A 20,892-nucleotide genomic window follows, 5' to 3' on the forward strand; every position below is an offset into this window, starting at 1 on the left:
GCACAGCCCAGGAGGAGATCTCGCCATGACCGCTCTGCGTTCCGTCCTTGCCTTGGTGTTGGCCGCCTGCAGTGCCGCGTCGCAGGCCGAGTGCCTGAGCGATGCCCAGGCAGCGGCCCTCGTTGACGCCTTTGCCGCCAAGACGCCGGCGGCGAATCCGGAAGGGCTGAGCGAGGCCGACGGCAGCTGCAGCCGGGCGAAGGTCAATGCGTTGCTCGCCAAGCGCTACGGGGCGGTGGTCGGCTACAAGGCCGGCCTCACCAACCCGGCGGTGCAGAAGCGTTTCAACACCGATCGTCCGGTCTGGGGCGTGCTCTACCAGGGCATGCTGCTGCCCAACGGTGCGACGGTCGACGCCGGCTTCGGCGCCCGCCCGCTGTACGAGGCCGACCTGCTGGTGCGCGTGAAGAGTGCGGCCATCAACCAGGCCAAGACCCCGGCCGAGGTGCTCGACGCGATCGACCAGCTCATCCCCTTCATCGAGCTGCCCGATCTGATGGTGCAGGCCCCGCCCAAACTCAATGGCCCGGCCATCAGCGCCATCAACGTCGGTGCACGCCTGGGTGTGACGGGCACACCGATCGCCATCCCACCCTACCGCGGCGAACGTTTTGCGCTGCTCGACGCCCTGCGCGACATGAGCGTCGTGCTGCGCGACGCGAACGGCGCCGAACTCGCACGCGGCAAAGGCAGCGACATCCTCAACCACCCGCTCAACGCCGTCGTGTGGCTGGCCGAGGCGCTGGCGAAAGAGGGCCAGGCGATGAAGCCGGGCGATGTGATCAGCCTCGGATCGTTCTCGCCGCTGCTGCCCCCCAAGGCCGGCGCCGGCGCGACCGTCGTCTACGAAGGCCTGCCCGACGCCAAGCCGGTGTCGGTGCGCTTCAAGTAGCTCAGCTGCGGGCGCGCTGCTTCAGCCAGCGCATCAGGCTGCCCACCACCGGCAGCTTCTCGTACAGCTCTTCGGCCGCGTCCCAGTAGTCGCGGTGGTGCTGGATGAGGCCGATCGGATCGAGCAGCAGGTGCGTGCTGCCATGCACCGTCTGCGGTTCGCGGCTGTAGCGCTTGAAGCGGAAGAGGAAATCCCAGCTCAGGAAACACTGGTCGCCCTGCACGAGGATGTCGCGCACCACGAAGCGCGGCTCGTCGAGCGCGTCGAACATGTGGCGGTAGACCTGCTGGATCGCGGCCAGCCCCCGCACGTCGTTGAACGGGTCCTTGAAGTGGGCGCGGGTGGCGTAGAACTCGCCGAGCCGGTCGATGTCCTCGCGCGTGAAGTGTTCGAAGAGGGTCACGATGCGGGCCACGCGGGGGTCGCCGGTGCGTTCGTTCACAGGCCGGTGCTCCAGCGGATGGCGCGGAAATACAGCGCATCGCTCACATGCGTCAGCGCCTTCAGGCACAGCGTGAAGCGTTTCGGGAAGTGGATCTCGAAGCGCCCTTGCGCCCAACCCTTGAGGATCTCTTCGGCCGCCTGTTCGGGCGTGAGCAGGGCCGGCATCGCGAACTCGTTCTGCGCGGTGAGCGGCGTTTCGACGAAGCCGGGGTTGATCACCGAGGTGCCGATGCCCAGCGGCTGCAGGTCGAGGTAGAGCGTCTGCGCGAGGTTGATGAGCGCGGCCTTGGTCGGCCCGTAGGCCAGCGAGTTGGGCAGGCCCCGGTAGCCCGCCACGCTCGACACCAGGCTCAGGTGGCCGCTGCCCTGCTTCAGCAGCACCGGCAACACCGCATCGAGCAGGTGCAGCGCACCGACGTAGTTGACCTGCTGGTGCCGCACCGCTTCGTCAAGGTCGAACTGCGTGGCGCGCAGCGCCTTGTAGTAGCCGGCGCAGTAGAGCGCGAGGTCGATGCGGCCGTGGTCCCGCACCAGCTGCCGGGCGGCGTGCGAGACCGCATCGCGGTCGGTCACGTCCAGCGGCAGGCCGACGCTGCCGGGGTGGCTGTGCTCGAAGGCGTTCAGGGCGGCGGCATTGCGTGCCGACACGATGACCTGCGCGCCGCGCGCATGCAGCGCCGCGGCGGTGGCGCGGCCGATGCCGGTCGAGGCGCCGACCAGCCAGACGACGCGGCCGTTCCAGTCGGTGATGCGGGGGTTCAGGGCCATGGGATTTCTGTGTGCCTCAGCTCGTCTTCTGGAACGACAGCGTGACCTCGCCGAGGCGCACGCCGAACTTGCTCATCACTGCCCGGTTGAGCATCACGCGCTCGTCGATGAGGTACATCCAGTCGTCGAACTGCACCTCGTAGACCTTGCCGTCCACCGGCAGCTTGAGGGTGTAGTTCCACTGGAACGCGTTGCCGGCAACCTGGCCGCTCGCCATGCCGACCACGTCGTCGGCGGTGCCGGTGTAGCGGCCGCCCGGCAGCTTCTTGAGGCGCCAGATGCGGCGGTCGGTCTTGCCGTCGCTGTAGGTGAAGGCTTCGTCCAGTACGCCCTCGTCGCCCGTCCACTGGCACTTCATCAGCACCGTGAAGCGGCGCACGACCTTGCCCGAGCGGTCGCTGAAGATGCCGTGGGCCGTGACCTCGCCGTTGAAGTAGCGCTGCAGGTCGAGCGAGGGTTTTTCCGCAGCGTAGTCTTGCGGCGTGGGCGAGGCACAGCCGGCGAGCGTGAGCGCGAAGGCAAGGGCGAAGAAGAGTTTTTTCATCGAAGGTCCTGGTTCCAGTGGCGCCACAACAGCGCGGCGGCAATGAGCTTGAGCACACACGGCAAGACGCAATACGCCAGGGTGAGGGCTTGCAGGGCGGCGGGGTCGGTCGCGCCGGGCGCGTAGCCGAAGGCCTGCAACGCCGGCAACGCCACGCCGGCGGCGAGCGCGAGGTTGAGCTTGGTCGCGAAGTTCCACCAGCCGAAGTACGCGCCCTCGGCGCGCCCCGCGTGCCCGGCCTTCTGCACGACGCCGGCCAGCAGCGCGGCGGGCAGTGCGAGATCGGCCCCGAGCGCCACGCCGCTCAGCGCGCAGATGGCGGTGTACGACACCACGTCGCCCGCCGACAGTGCCGCCGCCCAGGCGAACACCGCGATCGCGAGCGCCATGCCGGCGAGCCAGCTGCGCGCCAAACCGAGACGCGCGACGAGCCGCACCCACAAGGGCACCGACACCGCCGCGGCGGCAAAGTAGCTGGCGAGAAAGAGCGGCTCGTAGGCGGGGGCCTGCAGACGATCGCGGATGAAGAAAAGCACCAGCGTGGCGGGCACCGCGCTCGCGATGCCGTTGAGCAGGTAGACCGCGAGCAGGCGCCGGAACGCCGGCGTGCTGAGCGGCAGGCGCAGCGAGCGCGAGGGCAGCACGGCCAGCCGGTGGGGCGCGGGTGCCCGGCGCAGCAGCGCCAGCGCCAGGCACAAGGCGACCGCAAACACGAGCGTGCTCGCCTGCAGGCCGGCCATCGACGGCAGCACGCTGGCGACCAGCACGCCGCACAGGGCCAGCCCTTCGCGCCAGGCCACCACGCCGGCGCGCGCCTGTTCGTTGCCGCCCAGCCGCGCGCCCCAGGCCTGGTGCACCACGCTCATCACGCTGTAGGCGAGGTAGGTGACGACCAGCAAGGCGCCGCACCACACGAGCAAGGCGGTGGTGTCGGTCGGCGCGACGGCGGGAAAGAAGAGCCCGCGAAAACCGAGTGCGAGCACAACGGCGGCGCCCGTCATCGCAAGCCACGCGGCGTGCGCCGAGCGGTCGAGCAGCGCATCGGCCCAGCGGCCGATCCAGGGGTCGATGAGCGCATCGAGCAGGCGTGCGGCGAGCAGCAGCGCGCCCAGCGCGGCGAGCGGCACGCCGAATTCGGCGGCGTAGTGGTTGGGCAGCGCCACGTAGAGCGGCAGCGCGACGAAGGCGAGCGGAAAACCCGGGGCGCCGTAGCGCAGCCCGTCCCAGCCACGGGTGGCGGGGGCACCGGTCGACGCGGCCACGGCGCTCATGAGAGGCCCAGCAAGGCGCGCCGCAGCGCCGGCTCCGAGCTGCGCGGCGACAGCCAGATTCCGATGAAGAGCCGGGCGAACGCGGCGTCTCGCACCTCGCGCCCGGCCTTGCCGTTGACGAAGAAGCGCATGCCGTCGGTCGGGCGGTAAAGACCCGTGATGCGGTCGCCGGCCTTCACGTCGGGGAAGGCCTGCTCCATCGCGGCGAGCCAGGCCGTGGCCTTGTCGTCGGGCACCTCGCCGACCTTGCGCATCTCGACCAGCGAGCGTTCGGCGATGCGTTTGCCGACGAGTCTCGCGTGCGTATTCAAGCTCGAGCGCTATTGGGTGCTGCGCATAGTCGTCAGGCTTGAAGCCCTCGCCCACCCACAAGCGTGCGTCGTACACCCGCAGGCCGAGGAAGCGCAGCAATCCCTGGCCCTGCAGCTTGGCCCCGGGCAGCTCGGTGCTCACTTCGGCCGGCCGTGCCTGCGCCAGCCACGGAAGGGCCAGCAGGGCGGCGAGAAGCGGGCGGCGTGCGAGCATGTTCAGTCGCGCTGCAGCGTGAACTGCATGACGCCGGTGTTGCCCATCGCGAAGGCCGCCTCGCAATAGCCGAGGTAGAACTCCCAGATGCGCATGAAGCGGGTGTCGAAGCCGAGGCGGCGCACCTTCGTCTCTTCGGCGAGGAACCGCTCGCGCCAGCGCTTGAGCGTCTCGGCGTAGTCGGTGCCGAACGAGAGTTCGTTGACCACGCGCAGGCCCGCCTTGGCCGCCGCCTCGCGAAACGCACTCGGGCTGGGCAGCAGGCCGCCGGGGAAGATGTACTGCTGGATGAAGTCGGTCGACTTCACGTAGCGCTCGAAGAGGTCGTCGCGGATCGTGATGCTCTGGATGCAGGCCTTGCCGCCCGGCTTGAGGTTGCGCTTGAGCGTGTCGAAGTAGCCGTCCCAGTATTCGCGGCCGACGGCTTCGAACATCTCGATCGAGCAGATGGCATCGAAGGGACCGTCGGCGATGTCGCGGTAGTCCTGGAAGCGCAGATCGCCGGGCAGGCCGGCGTCGCGCAGGCGCTGCTGGCCCCAGGCCAGCTGCTCGCGCGACAGCGTCACGCCGGTCACGGTGGCGTTGAAGTCGCGTGCAGCGCTCTCGGCGAGCGCGCCCCAGCCGCAGCCGATCTCGAGCACACGGTCACCGGGCTGTACGTCGCACTCGCTCAGCGCGCGGCGCACCTTGGCCCACTGCGCGGCGACGAGGTCACCACTTGTGTCGCCTTCGAACCAGGCGCTGGAGTAGTTCATCGTCGGGTCGAGCCACAGCCGGTAGAACTCGTTGCCGAGGTCGTAGTGCGCGTGGATGTTCTTCTTGCTGCCGGTGCGCGAATTGCGGTTGAACAGGTGGCGCACGCGGTACAGCAGCGAGCCCCACCAGCTGCCGTAGACCACTGTCTCGATCTCATCGCGGTTGGCAATGAAGAGCTTGAGCAGCGTGGTCAGGTCGGGCGTTGTCCAGTCGCCGGCAATGAAGGTTTCCGCAAATCCGATGTCGCCCGACTTGAGCGCGGCGCCGCACACGTTCCAGTTGCGAAGTCGGATGGCGGCACGCAGCGCGCCGGGTTGACCGAAATGGAGCTGCGTGCCGTCCGGCAACTGCACGTCGAGGCTGCCGTGGCGCAGCTCGGCCATCAGCCGGAAGACCGCGCGGGCAGTGGCCGGGGCGCTGTCGGGCAGGGACAGTCGCAGCGAACTCAGGGAAGCATGGGTGGTGGTGTTCATCGTCGGGTCTCTCGCAGGAGCGCTCAGCGGGTGATGAAGGCCCGAGGCGGCTCGGGCTTGCGAAAGAACGGCACGTGCTTGGTCCACAACCTGAGCGCCTGCCAATGGATGCGCGCAACGACGAACACCGTCATCAGCGGCATGCCGAAGAAGGCACGCAAGGTCGACGACCTCGTCAACTCGACCAGCCGGCCTGCCACGCTGGTCTGCAGCAGCGGGCCGTGCTCGTCGTCGTGGTCGATGCGCACCACCGTTCTTTGCCCGCTGTTACGCGGGCCGTCGGTTTGTGGATGCAGCGCGGTGCGCAGGAAGCGGAAGCGATAGCGCCCGCTGACGCTGCAGAACGGCGACACGTGGAACACCTTGTCGGCCTGCAGCTCCTGGCCGAAGGCGAGCGTCTCGCCGCGCAGCAGGTAGCAGTGGCGTTCGCCAAAGGTGTTGTTGACCTCTACCACGATGGCGGCGAGCGAGTCGTCGCGGCGATGGCAGTACCAGAAGCTCACCGGCTTGAAGGTGTGGCCGAGCACGCGGGGGTAGCAGTGCAGCCAGACCTCGCCGTCGGCGTCGGTGATGCCTTCGCTGTGCAGCAGTTCGTCGACCCACGCCAGGCTGTCGGCGCGGCCGTCGCCGTGGTCGCGGTCGTTGAAGCTGATGAGGCCGAAGCGATTGCGCTTGAGCTGCGGCGAGGGCTGCGCACGCAGGCTGCGCATCGGCAGCATCAGGAAGTAGGTGCGGTAGCTGAAGTCGTTCAGCACCGGCCGCAGGCGGGTGTGGCGCACCTGCCCGGTGCCGATCAGCGGGGCGGCCATCTTCATGCGGCCTCGCGCTCTGGTACGCGCACCGGCAGCGTCTCGCCGACCCAGCGCCGGCGCATGCCGTTGACCACCGCCTGCGCGGACATCAGGCCGTCCTCATGGAAGCCATAACGCGTCCACGCACCGCAGAACCAGGTGTGCTGCAGGCCCTGCAGCGCCGGCACGCGGGACTGCGCGGCGATGGCGGCGCTGTCGAACACCGGATGGGCGTAGTCGAACTCGCCATGGACGCTGGCCGCCGCGGGCTCGCGCACCGGGTTGAGCGACACCAGCACGGGCTGCCGGAAGGGCAGCGGCTGCAGCTTGTTGAGCAGGTAGTGCAGGCACACCGCGGCTTCTTCGCGCGGCGCATCGGTGGCGCGCTCGTAGTTCCACGCGGCCCAGGCGAGCGGTCGCTGGGGCAGCACCGAGGTGTCGGTGTGCAGCACGGCGCGGTTGCGGTGGTAGCGGATGGCGCCCAGCACGGCGCGTTCGTCGGGGGTTGCGTCGGCCAGCAGCGCAAGCGACTGGTCGCTGTGGCAGGCGAGCACGACCTCGTCGAAATGCTCGCTGCCGTGGTCGGTGCTGACGGTCGGCCCTTGCGGGGTGCGGCGCACGCTGCGAACGGGCGTGTTGAGCCGGGCGTCGGCGATGCGAGGAAGCATCTTGCGCACGTATTCGCGGGCACCGCCGGTGACGGTGAACCAGCGCGGGCGATTCGCCACCTGCAGCAAGCCATGGTTGTGGCAGAAGCGGATCATGGTGGCGATGGGGAAGCGCAACATCTGGTCGGTCGGGCACGACCAGATGCAGCCGATCATCGGCAGGAAGTACCAGTCGCGAAATGCCGCCGAGAAGCGGTGCTCGGCGAGGAAGTCGCCGATCGGTTGCTGCAGTTGCGCTTCTTCGCCGCGGGTCGCCAAGGCCGTGGTGAGCCGGTTGAAGCGCAGGATGTCGCGCAACATGCGCAGGAAGGCCGGCCGAACGAGGTTGCGTCGCTGCGCGAAGACGGTGTTGAGGTCGCTGCCGCTCCATTCCAGGCCGAGGTCGGGTACCTGCACCGAGAACGACATGTCGGACGCGCTGGTCGCCACGCCAAGCTCTCCAAACAGGCGGATCAGCTGCGGGTAGGTGCGTTCGTTGAAGACGAGAAAGCCGGTGTCCACGCCATGGGTGACTCCTTCGAGCGTGACGTCGACGGTGTGGGTGTGGCCACCGAAATAGGACCCGGCTTCGAACAGCGTGACCCGGGTGTCGTCGGCCAGCGAATAGGCGGTGGCCAGGCCCGAGATGCCCGAGCCAATGACAGCGACGCGGCGGCTCATGCGGCCGCCCTCGTCAGGCTGTCAGGGGTGTGCGGCGCGCCATGTCGGGCCGACCGCGAAATAAAGATTGCTGCACAGCGCCCCGGGGGGAACAAGGGAGGGAGGAGGGAGGAGGAAAACCACCCCGGGATTCCAGCCCGCGAAGCAGGCCGGCTGTGCAGCATAGAACTGGTCGCTACCGGCCCACACTGTGCGCCGGCAAGGGTTTTGAAGCTCTCCTCGGAGCGAAGTTCCCTGAATCTGATGGTGTCTTGGCCCATGCCCCACTCCGGATTGAACTGAGTGGTATGAAATATAACTCATCAGTCTTCATTTTGCATCCAATAGTTTTTCGACTGTTCCGACAAAGGTGCTGCTGTCGGGGGCGGTCATGCTGCCGAAGCTGTGGACGGTCTTCCCGTCGCGAGCGACCACATACTTATGGAAGTTCCAGCGGGGCGCTTCGCCGCTGATCTGCTTGAGGTCCGTGTACAGCGGGTGCCGTTGGGCGCCGGCCGATTCGGCCACCCGCGCCTTGACGAACATCGGGAACTTGACGCCGTAGGTGTTCTCGCAGAACTCGGCGATGGCCTTGTTGTCGCCTGGCTCCTGCGAGAAGTCGTTGGACGGGAAGCCGAGCACCACCAGGCCGCGGTCCTTGTATTTGGTGTGCAGTGCCTCCAGGCCCTTGTACTGGCCGGTGAAGCCGCAAAAGCTCGCGGTGTTGACGATGACGACCACCTTGCCGGCGTACTGGCAAAGGTTCTGCGGCTTTTCGTCCTGGAGGCGCAGCACCTCGCGCTTGAGCAACGGGGGGCAATCGGCGGCTTGGGCGCTGCCGGCCGTCAGGGCCAGCAAGGCCGTCAACAGGGGTCGAAGGGGCATGGCAAGGTCCTCTCGCGGGCGGATGTGAAGCGGCAATGCTGCGCCCATCCGACACCTTACGCACGTCCGGAAAGCCCGGATGCATGCGCGGTCGGCCCGTGGGTGCACACGCCTGTCACATCCGGCCCCCCTAAAATGCCGGTTCTACCTTTGAAAGCTGACCATGCTTTACCCCGAACTTTTCAAGCAGCTCGAAGCCGTGCGCTGGAACATGGACACGGACATCCCCTGGGATCAGTTCGATGGCAGCCAGCTCAGTGAAGAGCAAGCCCAGACCATCAAGATGAACGCGATCACCGAGTGGTCGGCGTTGCCCGCAACCGAGATGTTCCTGCGCGACAACCGCGACGACAGCGACTTCTCGGCCTTCATGAGCGTGTGGTTCTTCGAAGAGCAAAAGCACTCGCTGGTGCTGATGGAATACCTGCGCCGCTTCCGCCCCGACCTCGTGCCGACCGAACAGGAGCTGCATGAAGTGCGCTTCGAGTTCGACCCGGCCCCGGCCCTCGAGACGCTGATGCTGCACTTCTGCGGCGAGATCCGCCTGAACCACTGGTACCGCCGTGCCGCCGAGTGGCACACCGAGCCGGTCATCAAGGCGATCTACGAAACGCTGGCGCGCGACGAGGCCCGCCACGGCGGCGCGTACCTGCGCTACATGAAGCGCGCGTTGCAGAAGTTCGGCGACGAGGCCCGCGCGGCCTTCGCGAAGGTCGGTGTGCTGATGGCGAGCGCCCGCCGCACCGCCCAGGCGCTGCACCCGACCAACCTGCACGTGAACGAGAAGCTCTTCCCGCGCGACACCATCCAGAGCCGCCTGCCCGATCCGAAGTGGCTCGAACAGTGGCTCGACAAGCAGATCCAGTTCGACGCCGTCTGGGAGACCAAGGTCGTCGAGCGCATCCTGCACAACATGAGCCTGCTCATGGAGCGCAGCTTCGCAAGCGTCCAGGAGCTGAACCGCTTCCGCAAGGAAGTGACGGCTGCGGTGGCAGCCAAGGTCGCGGCCGGCAAGCCTCCCGGCCCGTTGCCGGCCTGAGCGTTGACGCCCTGAGACGACAAGGCCCGCTGATGCGGGCCTTGTTTGTTTTCAGCCTTTGGCTTTTTCCTGGTCGGCCTTGCGGTCGGCCGTCACTTTCTGCGCCGACGGGCGTTCGCCGATGAACTTGGTGTACGCGCGGGTGTCGATGCCGGCGGTGGCGAGCAGGTCCTCGCCGTACACCGCCTTGGTCGCCATGCTGACGAGCGGCAGGCTGGGGTAGGCGGCGCAGTCGGCCAGCGTGAAGCTGTCGCCGGCAACGTAGGGCGAGAACTTCGCCAGGCGCTTGAAGCCGGCGATGTTTTTTTCCAGCTGCTTGCGGATGCGGGCCTGGTTGGCCTCGCTCAGCTCGCCGCCGAAGAAGGCCTTGTAGTGCAGCTCGCGGGCGACGAGTTCGAGGTGCAGCTCGATGAAGGTGCAGAGCTCGCGCACCTTGGCGGCCTGCCATGGGTCGGCGGGCACGAGGGAAGGGGTGGGGTAGGCGGCTTCGAGGTAGTCGGCGATGACCTGGCTCTCGCACATCGCACCCTGCGACGTGCGGATGAAGGGCACCTTGCCGAGCGGGCTGTCTTTCAGCACCTCCTCGTCGGTGCGGCCGGTCTTCACCATTTCTTCGGTGAACGGGATGCCCTTTTCGAGCAGCACCAGCTTCACCTTGTTGTAGTAGTTCGAGATGGTCGAGCCGCAGAGCGTGATCATGGGGGTCTCCTCGTGTGATGTGGGAACAGTCTAGGTGCCTGCCGGGCGCGGCGGCTGCCACGCAAGCGACAATCGCGCACCATGAGTGCCACCTTCTTCGACAAGCTGTGCCCCCGCGCCGAGCTGCCCTCGCGCCTGGCGCAACTGCCGCGGCCGATGGTCTTCACCAACGGCGTGTTCGACATCCTGCACCGCGGGCATGTGACCTACCTCGCGCAGGCACGTGCGCTCGGTGGCAGCCTGGTGCTCGGCCTTAACAGCGACGCGTCGGCCCGCCTGCTCGGCAAGGGGCCCGATCGTCCGCTCAATGCCGAGACCGACCGCGCCTGCGTGCTGGCCGCACTCGAAAGCGTGAGTCTGGTGACGCTCTTTGACGAGCAGACGCCGGTGAAGCTCCTGAAGATCGTCAAGCCCGACCTGTACGTGAAGGGCGGCGACTACGACATCGAGACGCTCGCCGAGACGAAGCTCTTGCGCAGCTGGGGCGGCGATGCGCGGGCGATCTCGTTCGTCGACGGCTACTCGACCACCTCGCTGGTCAAGCGCATCCGCGGCTGATCACCTTCCCCGATCACTTCCGGTTCACGAGCACCATGCCGACGGCGACCCCGGCAAGCGCCAGCAGCAGGCGCAACGTGAGCGGCTCCTCGAGCAGCAACACGCCCAACAGCAGCCCGAACACCGGCGTGAGCAGCGTGAAGGCCGCAAGGCGTGTTGCCGGGTAGTGGCGCACCAGCCAGAACCACAGCAGGTAGCTCGCGAACACCACGACCACCGTCTGGTAGGCGAGGGACGCACCGGCCATCACCGACAGCGTGCGAGGCCAGGGCTCCCCGAGCCACCAGGTGCCGATGGCCAGCAGCACGCCTGACACCCCGAGCTGGTAGGCGAGGGTCTTCTCCGCGGACGCGGAAGCGAGCCGGGTCGCGCGGATCGCCAGCGTGGTGGCGGCCCATAGCACCGCGGCCAGCACGCCGAGCGCGTCACCGATCCATTGCTTCGGCCCGATCGCGGGCTGCGTGAAGCCTTCGGCAAATGCGGCGGCCACGCCGCTGAACGCGAGCACGAGGCCGGCCGTCTGCACCCAGCCCAGCCGCTCCGAATGAGCGATGAAGGGCATGCCGAGTGCGACGATGAACGGCGCAAAGTAGATGAACACGATCATGCGCGAAGCGGTCGTGTACTGCAGGCCGATGAAGATGCAGGCGAACTCGCCCGCGAAGAGCGCGCCGGCGAGCAGGCCGCCGGGCAGCGTGCCGTCGCGCTGGAAGAGCGGGATGCGCCGCCACCACGCCCACAGCAGCACCAGCAGCACGCCGCCCAGGGAGCGGATCGTCGCCTGCACCAGCGGCGCCACTTCGCCGAGCGCCGCTTTCGCCGCCACCTGGTTCAAGCCCCAAAGAAAGCTGCAGCCAATGAGCGACACGACGGCGAGCGTGTCGAGGTGGGTCTTGCGGTCGGTCATGGGAAGCGGCGAGGCGCGGTGAGCCGGCGCAGCGCATGCGCGGCGAGGGCGAGCGTGGTGCCGGCCAGCACACCGGTCACGTGGGCGATGGGGGCGATGGCGATGTCCCAGCCGTCTTGCTGCTGCACCGCGCCGCGCCAGGGGGTCTCGCTGAGGATCTTGGCGACGAGGCCGGCGCACAGCGCGGCGGCGATCCAGCGTTGCCCACGCGTGCCGGTGATGAAGAGGTGCACCAACCCGATCGCGACGCCCGCGTGCACCACGCCCGAGAGGCCCCCGTAGTGGCGCAGCTCCGGTGCGAGCCAGAAGAACGCGAGGTGCGTAAGCGGCCAGGCCAGCGCCCAGCTGATCGTGGCCGAGGTCGGCAGGCGCGAGACCCAGCCGAAGGCGGCGGTGAGTGCCAGCCCGGTGAGGTTGCCGATCAGGTGCAGTCGGCTGTAGTGCACGAAGGCGGCACTCCACGCACGCCACGGGTCGTCGACGAGTGCATCGGGTCGCCACTCCAGCACCGCCCGTGCGGTGGGGCCGTGCGCGATCAGGCTGCCGGCCAGCAGCACCAGGGCCATGGCGCACCACGCGGCGCCGGGCCGATGTCGGTGATGGGGGCTCAAGCGAAGACCGTGCGCCACAACGCCAGCACGGCGTCGCGCTCGGCCGCGGCGCTGGCCGGGTCGACCTGCGTGGGCCGCTCGTCCAGGCGCGCCCGGTGTTGGGCACGGCGCAGCTCGCGGTAGGCATCGGCTGCGGCCGTGCCCACGCCGGCCGGCAGCAGGCCGCAGGCTTCGGCACGCTGCAGCAGGGCGATGTTGCCCACGTTGTCGAGCAGGCCCGGGTGCTGTTTGCCGTGCGCCAGCACCAGGTACTGGACCGCGAACTCGGCGTCGACCATGCCGCCTGGGCTGTGCTTCACGTCGAAGAAGCCTTCCTTCACCGGCCGCGCGGCACGCAGCTTCTCGCGCATCGACTGGATCTCGTCACGCAGCGCCAGCGGGTCGCGCTCGGCGCAGATCACGGCGCGCCGCACGGCCTCGAAGCGCGGGGCCAGGTCGGGTGCGCCGGCGCAGTAGCGGGCACGGGTGATGGCCTGGTGCTCCCAGGTCCAGGCGGTGTTGCTGCCGCGACCTTCCTGGTAGTTCTTGTACGAGCTGAGCGAGGTGACGAGCAGTCCCGAGTTGCCGTTGGGCCTGAGCGCCGTGTCGATGTCGAAGAGTTCGCCGGCGGCGGTGCGCGTGGTGAGCCAGTTGATGAGCTTGCGCACGAAGGCGCCATAGGCTTCGACGGCACGGTCGGTATCGGTCTCGGCGGTGTCGTCGAAGACGAACACGAGGTCGAGATCGCTACCGTAGCCGAGCTCCTTGCCGCCGAGCTTGCCATAGGCGATCACGCCGAACTGCGGCGTGTCGCGGTGGCGCTGCTTCAGGTGCTGCCAGGCCCAGTTGATGCAGCACTCGACGGTGGCGTCGGCCAGCGCCGAAAGGTCGTCGGCCACCTGTTCGACGGTGATGTGGCCTTCGACGTCGCGCACCAGGGTGCGGAAGACTTCGGCGTGGTGGGCGCGGCGCAGCGTGTCGAGCAGCGACTCTTCATCGGCCTGGTTGAAGCGGCCCCAGGCGTTGTGGCGGGCTTCGAGGTCGGCGATGTAGCTGTCGCGCTCGAAGCGGCCATGCAGCAATCGTTCATCGGCCAGCTCGTCGATCACGCCGGGGTGGCGCATCAGGAACTGCGCCGGCCAGCGCGCGAGGCCCAAGAGGCGCAACAACCGGTTCTGCACCTCGGGGCGTTCGACCAGCAGCGCGAGATAACTCTCGCGGCGCAGCAGCGGCTCCAGCCAGTCGATGAAGCGGCCGGCCGCTTCCTGGCTGCAGCCGCCATCGGCCACGGCCTGCGCCGCGCGCATCACGAGCTTCGAGAGGCGCAGCTTGCTCTCTTCGCGCAGCATGCGCACACGCGGGTGGTCGATCCAGCCGCGCACCCGCTCGGCCAGGTCGGGCGGCAGGCGTTCGATGAAGGCGGGGCTGTCGACCGGCTGCGGCGGCAGGCCGCACGAGCGGCAGCCGCCGTTCGCCGACGGGGTGGCCGGCGCTTTGCCGTCGTGCAGCAGGGCGTCGAATTCCATCGCGACGAACTCGCGTGTCTCGCCCAGGTGCTGCAGCAGCTCGCAGGTGTCTTCGGTACAGGTGAAACCCATGCTGCGGGCGATCCAGCCGAGGTCGGCGTCGGACGTGGGCAGCACGTGCGTCTGCTGGTCGTCGAGGAACTGGATGCGGTGCTCGACGCGGCGCAGGAACACATAGGCCTCGGCCAGGCGCTTGGCGCTCTCGGGCTTCATCAGGCCGCCGGCGGCGAGCTTGTCGAGCGCGCGCAGGGTGGAGCGGGTGCGCATCTCGGGGAACTGCCCGCCGCGCACCACCTGCAGCAGCTGCACGATGAACTCGATCTCGCGGATGCCGCCACGCGAGAGCTTCACGTCATTGGCGCGCTCGGGGCGGCCGGCGGCGCGGCGCTGGGCTTCTTCGCGCACCTTGCGGTGCAGTTGCCGCAGGCCGTCGAAGACGCCGTAGTCGAGGTAGCGGCGGTAGACGAAGGGCGTGACGGTCGCGCTCAGTTGCTTGGCGCGGCCGCTCGCGATGCTGGCCGACGGGGCGATCACGCGGCTCTTCAGCCACGCGAAACGCTCCCACTCGCGGCCCTGCACGAGGAAGTATTCCTCCAGCATCGCGAGGCTCACGACCGGCGGCCCGGAGTTGCCGTTGGGTCGCAGCGCCAGGTCGACACGGAAGACGAAGCCGTCGTCGGTGGTGTCGCCGATCAGCGTGTAGAGGCTGCGCGCCACCTGGGCGAAATACTCGTGCGCGGTGATGACCTTGGGGCCGGTGGTCTGGCCGTCTTCCTCGTAGACGTAGATGAGGTCGATGTCGGACGAGACATTCAGCTCGTGCGCCCCCAGCTTGCCCATGCCGACGACCCAGAAGTCGATGCGCTCGCCAAGGGCGTTCAGGGGCGGACCGTGGCGCTCGTCCTGGTCGGCGTAGGCCTGGACGAGCGCGCGGTCGAGCGTGGCTTCGGCCAGCTCGGTCATCGAACGGGTGATGTCCGTCATCGGCGCGGCCTGCTCGATGTCGAGCACGGCCAGGCGTTCGATGACCACGTGGCGCGCCACACGCAGGGCGCTCGGAAGCGCACGGCCTTGGGCGAGCAGGGTGTCGATCAGGGCATCGATGCTCGCGCGCAGCGGCAGGCCCGGCGCGAGCAGCGTCAGTTCGGCTTCGAAACGGCGGCGCACCCGCTGGACGAAGCGGCTGTGGTCTGCGCCGGCGGAGGAAGTCTCGGTGGCCATGGCGCGCGGATTTTGCCGCAGGCGTAACCGCCTTGCGGCAGCGTGGCTACCCTTCGGGCTTAAGCTTTCGCGACGCACATCACAGGAGAGCCGCATGTGGATTGCTGCACTGCAGACGGTGGCGACGCCAAATGTGGAACGCAACCTGGACACTGCCCGTCGCCTGATCGCCGAGGCCGCACGCGATGGCGCCCAGCTGGTGGTCCTGCCCGAGTACTTCTGCTTCATGGGCCACCACGACCGAGACAAGCTGGCATTGGCCGAAGCGCCGGGGGAAGGGCCGATCCAGGCCATGCTCGCCGAAGCCGCCAGGCGCCATGCGGTGTGGGTCGTGGGCGGCACGCTGCCGCTGCGCAGCGGCCAGCCCGATCGTGTCTTCAACGCCAGCTGTGTCTATTCGCCCGAAGGTGTGCTGACTGCCCGATACGACAAGCTGCACCTCTTCCGCTACGACAACGGCCGTGAGAGCTACGACGAAGGCCGTGTGCTGCAAGCCGGCAGCGTGCCCCAGGCCTGCGAGGTGGGCGGGCTGCGCCTGGGCCTGAGCGTCTGCTACGACCTGCGCTTCCCTGAGCTGTACCGTGCATTGATGACGCCGCCCTGCGACCTGATCGCCGTACCCTCGGCCTTCACCCACACCACCGGCCGTGCGCACTGGGAGGTGCTGCTGCGCGCGAGGGCGATCGAAAACCAGTGCTACGTGATCGCGGCCGCACAAGGCGGCCTGCACGAGAACGGCCGCCGCACCTTCGGCCACAGCCTCATCGTCGACCCGTGGGGCGAGGTGCTGGCGGTGGTGGAAGAAGGTGAGGGCATCGCGATGGCCGAGCTGGACCCGAAACGCATCGCCGAAGTGCGGGCACAGCTGCCGGCGTTGACGCACCGGCGCCTTTGATGGGCGGGCCGGCGGTCGGCCGGCGTGCCGATCAGCGCGAGCCGTACATCATCTGGCGCGCCAGTGCGGATTTGACGGGCTTGAGCGCTTGCAGCGCAGCCAAGCCCAGCCCGCGTGCGGCTCCGGCGCCGGGCAACTTCCAGGTGAAGCTGCGCGCGAGGAAATCGGTGGCGGCGATCATCGCCCAGCGGTCGGGGGCGCGTTGCCATTCCAGCTTGCGCAACACGCCGGGCACGTCGTTGGAACGGGCCAGCGCCTGTACCAGCTCGAAAGCGTCGCGCAGGCCGAGGTTCAGGCCTTGGCCGGCGACCGGATGCAACGTCTGCGCGGCGTTGCCGATGCGAACCGTGCGCCCCTGCGTCAGCGTGCGCTCGGCGACCAGGCCGAGTTGAAAGCATTTGAGCGACGAGACCGCGGTCAGCGGACCCACCTCGGGATGGAAGAGGGTGTTAAGCACTGCCAGGCGCTGGGTGTCGTTCAGCTCCAGCACCGGGTCGTCTTCCGCGTCGACACACCAGACGAGCGCGGCGCGCCCGTCTTTCAGCGGCAGCAGCGCCGCCGGGCCGTGGCGGGTGAAACGCTCGTAGGCCACGCCGGGGCGGGCCTGCGCCAACTGCACGGTGCCCACCCAGGCGTGCTGGCGGTAGTCATGGCGCAGCGGGGGTTTCGCAGGCTTGGCCACCGATGTCGCCGCTTCGCTCGTGTAGATGCCGCCCTCGGCCACCACCACGAGGTCGAAGGTGTCGGCGATGCCGGCGTCCACTTCAACACTCGCGGCCAAGGGCTTGAGGGCCCGCACCGTGGCGCCGAAGCATGCCTGCAGGCGTGCCGGCTCGCGTTCGCAGGCCGCGAGCCACGCGGCCTGCAGCGGGGCGACGATCGCACCGTAGCTCAGCACGGCACCCAGCAGTGGCACTCGCTCTTCGGCAGCGCTGATGCGTACCTCGGGCTCGCCGATCACGTCGGCCAACAGTCCTCCGACCGAGGGAGCCTGTTGCGACACATGCACTTCGGAGATGGCCTGGGCACGTTCGGCCTCCCAGGCCCCGAGCCGCTGCAGCAATTGCACGCTGCCCAGCGACAAGGCCAGTGTGCGCGGGTCGGCAGACACGTCTTGCGCGGCTCCTCGGCTGTCGTAGAGGCTCACGCGGGCCTGCGGCAGCGTACGCGCCGCATGCAAGGCGAGGCTCAGGCCGACGGGCCCGGCGCCCACGACAGCAAGCCGCAAGGAAGGGGCGAGTTCAGACATGGGCAGCAGCATACGCGCGTGGGCGGCGTTCGGCCTTAAGACGACAAAACCGGCTTGGTCTGAGAGGTATTTCACGCCTCGTTCCACCTTCGGGAAATTCCACCTTTTCTGCCCACCTGTTCGAGGGGGCGCGCGCAGGTGCCGCGCCCCGTGAACGAGGGGCTGCGTCGCAACACCGTGGGCGCGCTGGCTGGCACATTCGGATACGTATATCCGACATGATCAAAACACCCGGAGGTTCCATGAAGTTCAAGGCGCTGGCTCTGCTGCTGCTGGCAATGGTTGTAGGCACTCCGGCTTCGGCCGCGTGTACCCAGACATTCAACCTTGGCGTGATGGGGCCTCCGGCGCTGCGCATCTTCGGCAACGACTTCGGCTCGACGACGCACTTCGAAGACTGCTACAACTTCACGCTGACCGGCCCGGCCAGCTCGTACGGCGCGACCTTCGAGTTCGACCTGTCCTCGCTGCGCAACATCGACATCAGCTCGCTGAGCCTCACCGGCGGCAACCTGACCAGCGCGATCACCGACACCTCGCCGTCGACCTTCAGCTTCAGCAACCTCGCCGCGGGCGTTTACCAGTTCGTGGTGGCCGGCGACGTCACCGGCCGCAATGGTTTCGACTGGTTCGGCCAGGTCGGCTATGTCGGCGCGATGGTCACCGCAAGCGCCGTGGCGGCCCCGGTGCCCGAGCCCGAGACCTACGCGCTGCTGGCCGCCGGCCTGCTGGCCGTGGGTGCCACGGTGCGCCGCCGCCATCAGCGCTGATCAACGTTTTCTGGGTGTGACACGGCAAAGCGGGCTTCGGCCCGCTTTTGCTTTTGGGGCGCTCGCCGGGTCGCTGTCTGCCCCTATCATCGTTGGCCTCTTCAACGGGAGATCACCATGGGCCTGATGGATTTCATCAAGAAACAGTTCATCGACGTTCTGGAGTGGACGGAATCCGGCGACGGCGTGCTCGCCTGGCGCTACCCCATGGCCGGCAATGAAATTCAGTACGGTGGCTCGCTCACCGTGCGTGAGTCGCAGATGGCGGTCTTCGTGAACGAAGGCAAGGTGGCTGATGTGTTCGGCCCGGGCATGTACAAGCTGACCACGCAGACGCTGCCGGTGCTCACCTACCTGAAGAACTGGGACAAGCTGTTCCAGAGCCCGTTCAAGAGCGACGTCTACTTCTTCAGCACCCGGCAGCAGATCGACCAGCGTTGGGGCACCACGCAGCCGGTGACGATCCGCGACAAGGACTTCGGCGCGGTGCGCCTGCGTGCCTTCGGCAACTACAGCTACCGCATCGTCGACCCGAAGCTCTTCCACACCGAGATCTCCGGCACGCGCGACACCTACACCGTCAGCGACCTCGACGGCCAGCTGCGTGGGCTGATGCTCCAGCACATCTCGGACGCCGTGGCGTCGAGCGGCGTGGCCTTCCTCGACCTCGCCGCCAACCAGGTCGAGTTCGCCAAAGCGCTGCAGGAAGCCACCGCACCTTCATTTGCCGCGCTGGGCTTGAAGCTCGAGGGCGTGACGATGCAGAGCGTCTCGCTGCCCGAGGAGCTGCAGAAGATCCTCGACCAGAAGATCGGCATGGGCATGGTCGGCAACGACATGGGCAAGTTCATGCAGTACCAGACGGCGCAGTCGATCCCGAAGTTCGCCGAAGGCGCGGGCTCGGGCGGCGGTGGCATCGCCGGCGACGCGATGGGTCTCGGCGCCGGGGTGGCGCTCGGCCAGGTGCTCGCGGGCCAATTGGCCAGTGGGCTGCAAGGTGCGCAGGCGGCGCCCGCCGCCGCAGCGGCAGCCGCCGCGGCGATCCGCCCCGACGAGGTGATGGCCACGATCGAGAAGCTGGCCGACCTCAAGTCCAAGGGCATCCTCACGCAGGAGGAGTTCGACGCCAAGAAAGCGGAACTGCTGAAGAAGCTGGTCTGACCGGCCCGCGCACGCTCCGCTCTTGGCCACCGAACCCAGCCCACAGCGCGCCTACCGCGCTGCGTGCCCGAATTGCGGCGCGCCGGTCGATTTCCGCTCGGCCGCGTCGGCGTTCGCCGTCTGCAGTTTCTGTCGCAGCACCATCGTCCGTGAGGGCGAGGCGCTGCGCAAGATCGGCGAAAGCGCCGAACTCTTCGATGACCACTCGCCGCTGCAGTTGGGCGCCGGGGGCAAGTACCAGGGCAGCGGCTTCACCCTCGTGGGCCGTCTGCAGTACCGGTACAAGGACGGCACCTGGAACGAGTGGCATGCGCTCTTCGACAACGGCCGCAGTGGCTGGTTGAGCGAAGACAACGGACGCTACGTCATCGCCTTCGATGCCGAGCTGGGCGGCGCTGCACCACCGGCCGAGCAGTTGCGTCCGGGGGGGCAGAAGATCGTCGCCGGCCAACCCTGGACGGTGGCCTCGGTCACCGCCGCCAAGCTGATCGCGGCGCAAGGCGAGCTGCCGTCCAAGCCCAACACCGAGCGTGGCTTCGTCGTCGCCGACCTGCGCAGCACGCGCGACGAGGTGGGCACGCTCGACTACAGCGACCCGGCCGAGCCCAAGTGGTCGATCGGGCGTTCGGTGGCGATCAGCGAGCTGGCGATGACCGGCCTCGCCGGGGGCGCGGAGAAAACGCTCAAGGCCCGAAGCATCGAATGCCCCAGCTGCGGCACTTCGCTGGAAGTCAAGCTCTCGACCACGCAGAGCATCGTTTGCCACCAGTGCCATGCGGTGGTCGACCTCACGAGCGTCGACGGCGCGGGCAAGGGCATCGGTGGCGACCTCGCCCACTACGCGCAGGACAACGGCGACGAGCCGCAGATCCCGCTCGGCCGTGTGGGCACGCTCAAGCTCGGCAAGATCGCCCGCGCGTGGCAGGTGGTGGGTTACGTCGAGCGCTGCGAAGAAGGCGAGGATGAGCAGAGTTTCTGGCGCGAGTACCTGCTCTACCACCGCGAAGAAGGCTTCGCGTTTCTCGTCGACGCCGAAGACGGCTGGAGCTGGTCGGCCCCCATCACCGGCGTGCCCACGCCCTCGGGCAATGGCGTGCGCTACCAGGGCGCGCAGTACCGCGAGATGTACCGCTACACCGGCCGCATCACCTACGTGCTGGGCGAGTTCTACTGGCAGCTCAAGCGCGGCGAGCGCACGAGCAACGTCGACTACCAGGGCCCCGGCGGCAAGCGGCTGAACCTCGAGATGACCGAGGGCGAGCAGGTCTGGTCGGCCGGCGAGACGCTCAACGCCGCCGATGTGGCCAAGGCCTTTCGGCTGGATGCCGACAAGAGCGCAGCGCTCAAGCGCGATGCCGGCCCGACTTCGGGGAACGCGGCCAGCCTCCTGGCCAAGATCTTCTTCTGGGTGTTCATCGTCGTCGTGCTCTTGATGCTCTTCCGTTGCAGCGACGACGATCGCCGCGACTGCGAGCCGCTGCGCGCCAGCTACGGCGAAGCCTCGCAGGAGTACCAGAGCTGCCTGGCCAGCAACCGCAGCAGCGGTTACCGCACCAGCGGTGGATCCTGGGGCGGCTTCTCCAGCGGCGGGGGGCACAAGTGACCCACCAGCCTCTGCTTC

At 68.1% G+C, this 20,892-nt stretch carries 21 protein-coding genes; 7 read left to right on the plus strand and 14 right to left on the minus strand.

Features of this window, described 5'->3' with window-relative positions:
* Positions 1-25: 25 nt before the first annotated feature.
* Positions 26-892 carry a 2-keto-4-pentenoate hydratase gene (locus LRS03_RS20000; RefSeq protein ID WP_257827705.1) on the plus strand — a complete coding sequence of 289 codons (867 nt, stop codon included), beginning with the start codon at positions 26-28 and terminating at the stop codon, positions 890-892.
* A gap of 1 nt (position 893) precedes the next feature.
* Here the strand turns inward: LRS03_RS20000 and LRS03_RS20005 are convergent, their stop codons facing one another.
* The 9 genes from LRS03_RS20005 to LRS03_RS20045 all read right to left on the minus strand — a co-directional run bounded on the left by LRS03_RS20005 (position 894) and on the right by LRS03_RS20045 (position 8,656).
* Entirely contained in the window at positions 894-1,334 is a 441-nt protein-coding gene (locus tag LRS03_RS20005) for a nuclear transport factor 2 family protein (RefSeq protein WP_257827706.1), read from the minus strand.
* Complete coding sequence (locus LRS03_RS20010) at positions 1,331-2,104, minus strand: SDR family NAD(P)-dependent oxidoreductase (RefSeq protein ID WP_257827707.1); 774 nt, start codon at positions 2,102-2,104, stop codon at positions 1,331-1,333. The genes LRS03_RS20005 and LRS03_RS20010 overlap by 4 nt, the downstream gene beginning before the upstream one ends.
* Positions 2,105-2,120: 16 nt before the next feature.
* Entirely contained in the window at positions 2,121-2,648 is a 528-nt protein-coding gene (locus LRS03_RS20015) for a DUF3833 domain-containing protein (RefSeq protein WP_257827708.1), read from the minus strand.
* Positions 2,645-3,919, minus strand: coding sequence for an MFS transporter (locus tag LRS03_RS20020; protein WP_257827709.1), 1,275 nt, complete (start codon positions 3,917-3,919; stop codon positions 2,645-2,647). Before LRS03_RS20020 ends, LRS03_RS20015 begins: the two co-directional genes overlap by 4 nt.
* Positions 3,916-4,230, minus strand: coding sequence for a chalcone isomerase family protein (locus tag LRS03_RS20025; RefSeq protein ID WP_257827710.1), 315 nt, complete (start codon positions 4,228-4,230; stop codon positions 3,916-3,918). The genes LRS03_RS20020 and LRS03_RS20025 overlap by 4 nt, the downstream gene beginning before the upstream one ends.
* A 216-nt stretch (positions 4,231-4,446) precedes the next feature.
* Complete coding sequence (locus tag LRS03_RS20030; RefSeq protein WP_257827711.1) at positions 4,447-5,673, minus strand: SAM-dependent methyltransferase; 1,227 nt, start codon at positions 5,671-5,673, stop codon at positions 4,447-4,449.
* Positions 5,674-5,696: 23 nt separating this feature from the next.
* Entirely contained in the window at positions 5,697-6,488 is a 792-nt protein-coding gene (locus tag LRS03_RS20035) for a DUF1365 domain-containing protein (RefSeq protein WP_257827712.1), read from the minus strand.
* Positions 6,485-7,792: an NAD(P)/FAD-dependent oxidoreductase gene (locus tag LRS03_RS20040; RefSeq protein WP_257827713.1), complete on the minus strand. Its 1,308-nt coding sequence runs from the start codon at positions 7,790-7,792 to the stop codon at positions 6,485-6,487. Before LRS03_RS20040 ends, LRS03_RS20035 begins: the two co-directional genes overlap by 4 nt.
* 309 nt (positions 7,793-8,101) lie before the next feature.
* Complete coding sequence (locus LRS03_RS20045; protein WP_257827714.1) at positions 8,102-8,656, minus strand: glutathione peroxidase; 555 nt, start codon at positions 8,654-8,656, stop codon at positions 8,102-8,104.
* 163 nt (positions 8,657-8,819) lie between these two features.
* Here LRS03_RS20045 and LRS03_RS20050 point away from each other — a divergent pair, with 163 nt between their 5' ends.
* Positions 8,820-9,695: a ferritin family protein gene (locus tag LRS03_RS20050; RefSeq protein WP_257827715.1), complete on the plus strand. Its 876-nt coding sequence runs from the start codon at positions 8,820-8,822 to the stop codon at positions 9,693-9,695.
* Positions 9,696-9,746: 51 nt separating this feature from the next.
* Here LRS03_RS20050 and LRS03_RS20055 read toward each other — a convergent pair whose 3' ends face one another.
* Positions 9,747-10,394 carry a glutathione S-transferase family protein gene (locus LRS03_RS20055; RefSeq protein WP_257827716.1) on the minus strand — a complete coding sequence of 216 codons (648 nt, stop codon included), beginning with the start codon at positions 10,392-10,394 and terminating at the stop codon, positions 9,747-9,749.
* An 81-nt stretch (positions 10,395-10,475) separates the two neighbouring features.
* On the opposite strand from LRS03_RS20055, the gene rfaE2 reads away from it, so the two are divergent.
* Complete coding sequence (gene rfaE2, locus LRS03_RS20060; protein ID WP_257827717.1) at positions 10,476-10,952, plus strand: D-glycero-beta-D-manno-heptose 1-phosphate adenylyltransferase; 477 nt, start codon at positions 10,476-10,478, stop codon at positions 10,950-10,952.
* Positions 10,953-10,965: 13 nt separating this feature from the next.
* Here rfaE2 and LRS03_RS20065 read toward each other — a convergent pair whose 3' ends face one another.
* Genes LRS03_RS20065 through glnE form a run of 3 tightly spaced genes read right to left on the minus strand, consistent with a single transcriptional unit; the run spans position 10,966 to position 15,196 of the window.
* Positions 10,966-11,859, minus strand: coding sequence for a DMT family transporter (locus LRS03_RS20065; RefSeq protein WP_257827718.1), 894 nt, complete (start codon positions 11,857-11,859; stop codon positions 10,966-10,968).
* The gene (rrtA, locus tag LRS03_RS20070) at positions 11,856-12,425 is read right to left on the minus strand and encodes a rhombosortase (RefSeq protein ID WP_257827719.1); all 570 of its coding nucleotides are present in this window, start codon (positions 12,423-12,425) and stop codon (positions 11,856-11,858) included. Before rrtA ends, LRS03_RS20065 begins: the two co-directional genes overlap by 4 nt.
* Positions 12,426-12,466: 41 nt before the next feature.
* Positions 12,467-15,196: a bifunctional [glutamate--ammonia ligase]-adenylyl-L-tyrosine phosphorylase/[glutamate--ammonia-ligase] adenylyltransferase gene (glnE, locus tag LRS03_RS20075; protein WP_257827720.1), complete on the minus strand. Its 2,730-nt coding sequence runs from the start codon at positions 15,194-15,196 to the stop codon at positions 12,467-12,469.
* Between the two features lie 94 nt (positions 15,197-15,290).
* On the opposite strand from glnE, the gene LRS03_RS20080 reads away from it, so the two are divergent.
* Entirely contained in the window at positions 15,291-16,091 is an 801-nt protein-coding gene (locus LRS03_RS20080) for a carbon-nitrogen hydrolase family protein (RefSeq protein ID WP_257827721.1), read from the plus strand.
* A 31-nt stretch (positions 16,092-16,122) separates the two neighbouring features.
* On the opposite strand, the gene LRS03_RS20085 is transcribed toward LRS03_RS20080, so the two are convergent.
* Positions 16,123-17,340, minus strand: a complete 1,218-nt coding sequence (locus LRS03_RS20085; RefSeq protein ID WP_257827722.1) for an FAD-dependent monooxygenase — start codon at positions 17,338-17,340, stop codon at positions 16,123-16,125.
* A gap of 242 nt (positions 17,341-17,582) precedes the next feature.
* Here LRS03_RS20085 and LRS03_RS20090 point away from each other — a divergent pair, with 242 nt between their 5' ends.
* The 3 genes from LRS03_RS20090 to LRS03_RS20100 all read left to right on the plus strand — a co-directional run bounded on the left by LRS03_RS20090 (position 17,583) and on the right by LRS03_RS20100 (position 20,874).
* Positions 17,583-18,110: an FxDxF family PEP-CTERM protein gene (locus LRS03_RS20090; RefSeq protein ID WP_257827723.1), complete on the plus strand. Its 528-nt coding sequence runs from the start codon at positions 17,583-17,585 to the stop codon at positions 18,108-18,110.
* Between the two features lie 117 nt (positions 18,111-18,227).
* Entirely contained in the window at positions 18,228-19,271 is a 1,044-nt protein-coding gene (locus LRS03_RS20095) for an SPFH domain-containing protein (RefSeq protein ID WP_257827724.1), read from the plus strand.
* Between the two features lie 22 nt (positions 19,272-19,293).
* The gene (locus tag LRS03_RS20100; RefSeq protein WP_257827725.1) at positions 19,294-20,874 is read left to right on the plus strand and encodes a DUF4178 domain-containing protein; all 1,581 of its coding nucleotides are present in this window, start codon (positions 19,294-19,296) and stop codon (positions 20,872-20,874) included.
* The last annotated feature ends 18 nt before the right edge of the window (positions 20,875-20,892 follow it).

This window comes from Rhizobacter sp. J219 (genome assembly GCF_024700055.1).
Classification (GTDB): Bacteria; Pseudomonadota; Gammaproteobacteria; order Burkholderiales; family Burkholderiaceae_C; genus Rhizobacter.